We start from the raw sequence: 6,912 nt of genomic DNA, 5'->3' as shown, positions 1-6,912 counted from the left end.
ATAAAAATAGCCGTTGGCGGCTGCGTTGAGCTTCCGACGGCTTGGGGCACTCACTAGAGCGCTAGGGAACGAGCGCGATGTGCGTGAGACAATAACCGCTACGACCCGGCCCGCAAGTCATTGAGCAAAGATTGTCCAGGTTGGCTGGGAAGCGGGCGTCGCGCGGCTCCAAGATCGTGACGTTTTCACGGTCTCCCACGAAGGATGTGCTGAGAGCGCCCCTGCAACTGTTTCGAGGGGCGGATCGAATTGCTGCTGTCCGCGGGAAAACTTCGAGCGGGCGCACCTCGCCCGTGCGCCGCAAGAGATAAGGAAATCGGCGCGGGACAAAAACCATCGAGTTGCTCGACGATTACTCGCTTCCAAAATGGAGGATAGGGGACTCGAACCCCTGACCTTCTGGCTGCCAGCCAGACGCTCTCCCAACTGAGCTAATCCCCCGCGGTTCGTACGCGGCCACGATCGCTTCGCCGAGGGCGTGCGGGCCGAACAAAAGCTCTCGACCTCGGCCACAACTCACGGCTACAATCGGGGTTGCAATCACAGACCGGAAAATCTATCACCCTCGACAAGGGGTGTCAATCCGGCCGTATCGCCCTGCCCATTGGTGCGGGGCGCAGGGTTCCAGAACATGGCGGGAGGAGTTTTTGAAAAACGTTCTGGTGAACCTGCTCAAATTCGGCCTTTCGTTCGGCATCCTTGGCTACCTGATCTACGATGCTGTCAGCGACGACACCTTCGCGCTGATGATGGATCAGCCCAAGCACTGGGGCTGCTTCGCCGCGGCGTGGGCCCTGGGGATGGGGGCCACCTGCCTGACCTTTGTGCGCTGGTACTACCTGGTGCGCGCTCTCGATCTGCCGTTCACCATGGCCGATGCCTTTCGGCTGGGATTTCTTGGCTATCTGTTTAACTTCGTCTTGCTCGGCAGCGTGGGGGGCGACCTGCTCAAGGCCGTGTATATTGCCCGCGAGCAACACGGCAAGCGGGCCGAGGCCGTGGCCACGGTTGTGATCGACCGGGTGATCGGTCTGTATGTGCTGTTCCTGGTGGCCAGTGTCGCGGCGCTCGTGACCGGCATCATTTCGACCGACGTCGAGGCCGTGCGGATTCTCGTCCAGGCCACGCTGTGGTGTACCGTCATTGGCGCGATTTTCATTCTCGCGCTCGTGACACCAGGTTTCACACAGGGGCGACTCTCCGGACGCCTGCGTGAATTACCGCGCGTGGGTCCCTTGTTTGGCCGATTGCTGGAAGCAATCCGCATGTACCGCACCCGCCCCGGTGTGCTGATTCTGACCTCGGTGCTCAGCGTGTTCGTCCATGTGTTGAACACGATCGCCGTGTACCTGATCGCGCGCGGCCTGCCGGGTGAAGTGCCGTCGTTGGGGGCGCATTTCATCATTGTTTCGCTGGCCATGTTAGCCGGCGCCATTCCGCTCTTGCCGGCCGGCCTGGGACAGTTCGAAGGGGCGATGGATGCCCTCTACAGCGTCGTGCCGGGTGGCGCCGAAGTGCCGCCCGAGGAGGGGCTGTTCGTGGCCTTTGGCTGGCGAGCCATCACGATCACGATCGCCATCGTGGGCGTGATCTTTTACATCCGGGGACGCCGCGATGTGGATGCGGCCTGGGAGGAAGCCGAGCACATGTCCGACGAAGACGAGGCCGCCGAGGATAAGCCGCTGGTGGCCTCGGAAGACGCTAAGGGTTCGCGCTAGCCGGCAACTGATCGATCGTGGTCTTCTCGACCCGCTCGCCCTCGACGAACACGGTGCCCTCCTTGCGTTGCAGGGCCGGCGCGCTCGCCGCGTCGATTTCCGTTCCCTCGATCGACGTCACGGACGGGCCCTCCGTCAGAATCTGTTCGTCGCCGTTGTCGCTGAGCAGGCACGTTTTGATGCGGACGTTCGAAGCGCCTCCCACGGCGATCCCGGCCCGACCATTGCCACGTGCGATCACGCCGATCAATTGACAATCCTTGGCACAGTCGTGCGCGTTGATGCCGTCCAGCTGAAAACCTTGCACCGTCAGGTTGCGAATCACCACGTCGTGTACCTCGTACAACGTGATGCCCACCGTCAGGGCCGCGTACTGCAAGGGATAATCATCGGGCAAGGTCTGCGGCTCGACGCGGAAATAGATCCAGCCGTCGGCCAGGCACCACTGGCCCGCCGCCAGGTCCGGCAGCCGGCCCAGCGTGCTTTTCAGGTAGCGACGATCAACCGGCGGCCCATTGAGGAACAACTGGGCAAAGGCCATCCGCGGCGGGCGAAAGCGAAACACGTCGCCCTGAAAATGTTCCCAAGCGCGCGGCGGCACGGGCAGCGACCCGTCGAGCACGGCGCCGTTACCCTCGATGACAAATGGCTCCGAACCCAATCCATTGTTGCGGCCGCCCGAGAGCGTGACGCTCTCACGGTAAGGGACACCGGTGTCGGCCATCATGACACGGTCGCCAGGCCGCGCGAGCTCCAGCGCCCGGGTAAGCGACCGCACGGGGCCACTCAATGTGACATCGGCCAACTGGGTCCGTCCGGTACGAGCATCATCTCCGTGCAGGTTGTCGACGAACAGATCCTCACCCCGAGTTACGCCGCAAAGCGCGCTCAGAATGAATGCAAGAAAGACCGGGGTCATGCGCATCGAGCTGGTTCCTAAGCGGATTTTTACCTTCACAAGTGTAGCACGCCCCGAGTGACAGCCGCCGGCCGCTGGAACGGGGGCCTTTGCTATGATGTTGACTACGCTTGCGGCATGGAGAACTCTGCGATGCGAGTCGCCGTCGGTAATTGCTGGCTGGAACTTCGCCAAGGGGACATCACCCACGAGCGAGTCGACTTGATCGTCAATGCGGCCAATAGCCGCCTGGCCGGTGGCGGCGGTGTCGACGGCGCGATTCATCGCCGCGGCGGCCCAGCGATCATGGCCGACACCGATGCGCGCTATCCGCGCGGCTGCCCGACCGGCTCGGCCGTTATCAGCACCGCCGGCAACCTGGCGGCGCGCTTCGTCGCGCACGCCGTGGGTCCTGTGTGGCGCGGCGGGACGGCAGGCGAAGCAGAGCTATTGGCCGGCGCCGTACGTCGCTGCCTGGAACTGGCCGTGGAAAATGATTGCCGCTCGGTGGCGCTGCCGGCGATCAGCACCGGCGTCTACGGATATCCGCTTGCCGACGCGGCGCGCGTCTCGCTATCGACGGTGATCGAGTTTCAGCGCGACGCCGCGCGCCCCGAGCTGGTCCGTTTTGTTTTGTTCGGCGACGACGCGATGCGCGTTTTCGCGGAGACGTTGTCGCAATGGCCAGGTATCGAATCCGACGATCCAGGTTAAGAGGAAGGGAGCAGGCTCCTGATTCGGCGGATCGGGGCCGAGGTATCCGCGCCATCGACGACGTACCCGATCCCGGGCTCCAGCGCTTCGAATTTCGCGCCCCCTTGGTAAATCGCGTCGACATACTTGCCGCGGCCGACTAGCACCGTGCGGCCGGCGTCGTCAGGGCGAATCTACGATTTCCCGCCCGTGCGCCGCTAGCGCGGGGGTGGCGACCGGCATGCCCCGTTGAGTAGACTTGTCTCATGCCCGATGCGGACGCCGCTGCTTCCGAACCTTGAGGTGGGTGCCACTGGTGGCTCGTCCACTGGTGCCGACGGGCGCGAGGTATTGACTCCGTGTAAGGCTGTGGCGGCCCAATAAGCGATCGGAAAGTCATTATTCCACCGGGAGAGTATGCCCATGTCCTGCGGTCTGCGCACGTCGTTGTCGGCGCTTGTTGCCGGCTTATTCCTGGCTTGTTCAAGCACTCGCACGCTGTCGGCGGCCGAGAGCGGCACGATCGATCCGCAGGCGCTTGCCCGTGATGTCACGATCTATCGCGACAAGTACGGCATGCCGCACATCGACGGCAAAAACGACGAAGCCGTCATCTTCGGCTTTGGCTACGCGCAGGCCGAGGATTTCTTCTGGCAGATCGAGGACTCCTACGCGCTGGCCCTGGGGCGCTATGCCGAACTGTACGGCAAGCAATTCCTTGACAAGGATATGCGCAACCGCGCCTTTGAAATTCCGCAAAAGTCGCGGGCAGATTTCCAGAATCTTGATCCGCAGTTGCAGCGGATGGGTGAAGCGTTCGTCGGCGGCATCAACTATTACCTCGACACGCATCCGCGCGTGAAGCCGCGCATGCTCAAGCGGATGGAGCCCTGGTACCTGCTGGCCTTTGCCCGCGCTGCGATCCTGGAACTGCTCGGCGGCCACATGCACGTCCCGGGCGGCGAAGTACCGAGCAGTTACGGCGAGCAGAAACTGGAAGAGGAAGTTCGCGCAGCGACCGGCAGCAACGCCCTGGCCATCGCTGGCAGCCGCACGCGCTCGGGCAAGCCGCTGCTCTTCATCAACCCGCATCAGCCTTACTACGGCTACGGCCAGTTCTACGAAGCCCATTTGCGAAGCGGTGAGGGTTGGAACTTCACCGGCGCCTCGTTCTTCGGCACGCCGTCGCTGGCGCTGGGACATAACGAATATTGTGGCTGGGGATTTACGACCAACGAGCCCAGCGTCGGCAGCAGTTGGAAGGAGACGTTCGACGATCCGGACGAGCCACTCAACTATCGTTACGACGGCGGCTACCGCAAGGCGGAAGAATGGACCGACACGATCAAGGTCAAACGCGGCGGCAGTGATACCGAATCGATCAAAGTCACGCTGCGAAAGACGCACCACGGCCCGATCCTGCGGAAAACCGGCGAAAAGGAATACATCTCGGGCAATATCGGCAAGCTCTATGATTCGCTGTTCTCGCGACAGGCCATGCAGATGGTCCGCGCCAAGAACATCGACGATTTCCGCGCCGCGATGGGTATGCTCGAAATCCACCTCTTCAATACCGTCTACGCCGACGTGCACGGGAACATCTATTACCTGTACAACGGCGTCGTGCCCAAGCGCGACCCCGGCTTCGATTGGGAAAAGCCGGTCGACGGCGCCGACAAACGCACCGAATGGCAGGGCATCCATCCTTTGGCCGATCTGCCGCAGGTGCTGAATCCCTCGAGCGGCTACGTGCAGAACTGCAACTCCACGCCGTACACGACCACGGACAATGCCGGGCCCGCCATTGGCGACTATCCCCACTACATGGTCGAAGATCGCTACGATGACAAACGCCGGGCCAAGATGGCGCGCATGCTGTTGGAAGACGCGCACGACATGACGTTCGATCGCTGGCAAGAGCTGGCGTTCGACACGACTATCTACTGGGCGCTGACGGAGCTGCCTCGCTACAAACGCGACCTGGAGAAGCTTCGCGAGACAGATCCCGATCTTGCCGGCCGCGTGGCCCCGTACCTGGAACACCTGCTGGATTGGAACTGCAAGGGCTCGATCGAATCGACGCAGACCACGCTGTGCGTGGCCTGGTACGAAGAGCTCTACGGCTTCGGCTATCCAGCCGAAAAGCTGAAACAGCAGTTCGTCTCGAACGTGCCCGAGCAGTTCAAGGCGCTGATCGCGGCCGCCAAAAAGCTGGAGACGAATTTCGGCAACTGGAAGGTTCCCTACGGCGACATCAATCGCTTGCAGCGGCACGCGAACGTCTCGGACTTCATGAAGATTCCCTTCAGCGACAACGTGGCCAGCATCCCCAGCGCAGGCATTCCGGGCCCGCCGGGCGTGATCTTCACGATGTACTTTTCGCCGACCGTTTATGTGCCGCCGCTAAAGGTCATGAAGAAGCATTACGCGGTCGTGGGTTCGAGCTACATGTGCGTCGTCGACTTCAGCGATAAGGTGACGAGCAAATCGTTGCTTCCGTACGGCGCTTCCGGCGATCCGAAGAGCCCACACTTCTTCGACCAGGCCCAATTGCTTTCACAGAAGAAGCTCAAGGACAACCCGTTCCATTGGGATGACGTGGTGGCGGCGGCCAAGCGGACCTATCACCCGGGCGAAACCTCGACCGAAACGGCCGGGGCAAGGTAATTTTGGCCCGGAAACCCCCGCGGTGAGGTAGGCTGTGATATGCGGCCGGAAGCACCTTTGGCTAACGGGGCCGGGGGCGAATCGGTGGGGGATCGCGGAGGACCATGCCATGTTGCGCTGGGCTTTGATTTTCTTGATCATCGCGTTGATCGCTGCCGTATTGGGATTCGGAGCGCTCGAAGGCGCGGCGATGACGGCCGCTAAGATCGTCTTCGTCGTGTTCCTGATCCTCTTTGTCATCTCGGCCCTCACCGGCCGCCGCGGCGCGCCGCTGTCGTAAACGCGCCGCAAGTGACGAGTTGTTCCCGCGCGCCTTTGGCCGCCGGGCTCGCCCGGCGCTTCGGCGGCGGATCGTTCAGCGTACAGCACAAGCACGGACGTATGAAGCTCGGCTTGATCAATTCGACTTGGGTGCAAGCCGGAAGACCGACCGAGTTCGGCCTGCGCAAGACGAAAGCGATCGGCTTCGACGCAGTTGACATTTTCGTCGATCCGCTGGATCTGGACGCGCGCGAGCGCCGTTTGATCCGCGACATCTGCGCGGAGCTCGCGCTACCGATCATTTCGCTGCCGTGCGTGGCGGTGGGACTGGCCGACCCGAGCCAGAGCGTGCGCGATTTTCATCGCCGCCGTGTCGAGGCTTATTTGGACCTCGCCTACGACTACCGCGCCAAAAACGTTCTGGTCGTGATCGGTGAATACATCTGGAACAAGGAAGTCATTCCGCCCGCCGAGCAGTGGTCGTGGGCCGTCGAGGGATTGCAGCGTTTAGGCGAGCGTGCCGGCGAACTAGGTCTTAGAACGTGTCTTCAAATGTATTTGTGTCGGGTCAGGGGGCGTGACATGAGGTTGATCATGGCGATGTAGATCATGGCCTCGCTGGTTTCGGTGTTGCGTTCGTAGTCGCGGGCGTGGCGGCGGTAGCGGACGAGCCAT

At 62.1% G+C, this 6,912-nt stretch carries 7 protein-coding genes and 1 tRNA gene; 5 read left to right on the top strand and 3 right to left on the bottom strand.

Annotation, left to right across the window (positions count from 1 at the left end; translation table 11 throughout):
• Window positions 1-368 precede the first annotated feature (368 nt).
• Window positions 369-441 (bottom strand) — tRNA-Ala (locus VHD36_09770).
• 206 nt (window positions 442-647) lie between these two features.
• Here VHD36_09770 and VHD36_09765 point away from each other — a divergent pair.
• A complete protein-coding gene (locus VHD36_09765; GenBank protein HVU87598.1) occupies window positions 648-1,718 on the top strand; it encodes a lysylphosphatidylglycerol synthase transmembrane domain-containing protein in 1,071 nt (356 codons plus the stop codon).
• Here the strand turns inward: VHD36_09765 and VHD36_09760 are convergent.
• A complete protein-coding gene (locus tag VHD36_09760) occupies window positions 1,702-2,643 on the bottom strand; it encodes a right-handed parallel beta-helix repeat-containing protein (GenBank protein HVU87597.1) in 942 nt (313 codons plus the stop codon). The genes VHD36_09765 and VHD36_09760 overlap by 17 nt on opposite strands.
• Before the next feature lie 126 nt (window positions 2,644-2,769).
• Here VHD36_09760 and VHD36_09755 point away from each other — a divergent pair, with 126 nt between their 5' ends.
• The 4 genes from VHD36_09755 to VHD36_09740 all read left to right on the top strand — a co-directional run bounded on the left by VHD36_09755 (window position 2,770) and on the right by VHD36_09740 (window position 6,843).
• Window positions 2,770-3,330, top strand: coding sequence for a macro domain-containing protein (locus VHD36_09755; protein ID HVU87596.1), 561 nt, complete (start codon window positions 2,770-2,772; stop codon window positions 3,328-3,330).
• A gap of 402 nt (window positions 3,331-3,732) precedes the next feature.
• Window positions 3,733-5,976 (top strand): penicillin acylase family protein, encoded by a 2,244-nt coding sequence (locus VHD36_09750; GenBank protein ID HVU87595.1) that lies wholly within the window; start codon window positions 3,733-3,735, stop codon window positions 5,974-5,976.
• Between the two features lie 109 nt (window positions 5,977-6,085).
• Window positions 6,086-6,256: a DUF1328 domain-containing protein gene (locus VHD36_09745; protein HVU87594.1), complete on the top strand. Its 171-nt coding sequence runs from the start codon at window positions 6,086-6,088 to the stop codon at window positions 6,254-6,256.
• An 11-nt stretch (window positions 6,257-6,267) separates the two neighbouring features.
• Window positions 6,268-6,843 carry a TIM barrel protein gene (locus VHD36_09740; protein HVU87593.1) on the top strand — a complete coding sequence of 192 codons (576 nt, stop codon included), beginning with the start codon at window positions 6,268-6,270 and terminating at the stop codon, window positions 6,841-6,843.
• Here the strand turns inward: VHD36_09740 and VHD36_09735 are convergent.
• On the bottom strand, window positions 6,786-6,912 hold a 127-nt coding region (locus VHD36_09735; protein HVU87592.1), incomplete at its 5' end, for an IS5/IS1182 family transposase. The genes VHD36_09740 and VHD36_09735 overlap by 58 nt on opposite strands.

Source organism: Pirellulales bacterium (assembly GCA_035546535.1).
GTDB lineage: Bacteria > Planctomycetota > Planctomycetia > Pirellulales > JACPPG01 > JACPPG01.
Note: the sequence above shows the minus strand (reverse complement) of the source record. Positions and strands in the feature narration are given on the sequence as shown.

What these genes read in the sequence shown, in the direction of transcription:
- VHD36_09760 (HVU87597.1), bottom strand. Translation starts at nt 2,643, where the DNA reads ATGCGCATGACCCCGGTCTTTCTTGCATTCATTCTGAGCGCGCTTTGC.
- VHD36_09755 (HVU87596.1), top strand. Translation starts at nt 2,770, where the DNA reads ATGCGAGTCGCCGTCGGTAATTGCTGGCTGGAACTTCGCCAAGGGGAC.
- VHD36_09750 (HVU87595.1), top strand. Translation starts at nt 3,733, where the DNA reads ATGTCCTGCGGTCTGCGCACGTCGTTGTCGGCGCTTGTTGCCGGCTTA.
- VHD36_09745 (HVU87594.1), top strand. Translation starts at nt 6,086, where the DNA reads ATGTTGCGCTGGGCTTTGATTTTCTTGATCATCGCGTTGATCGCTGCC.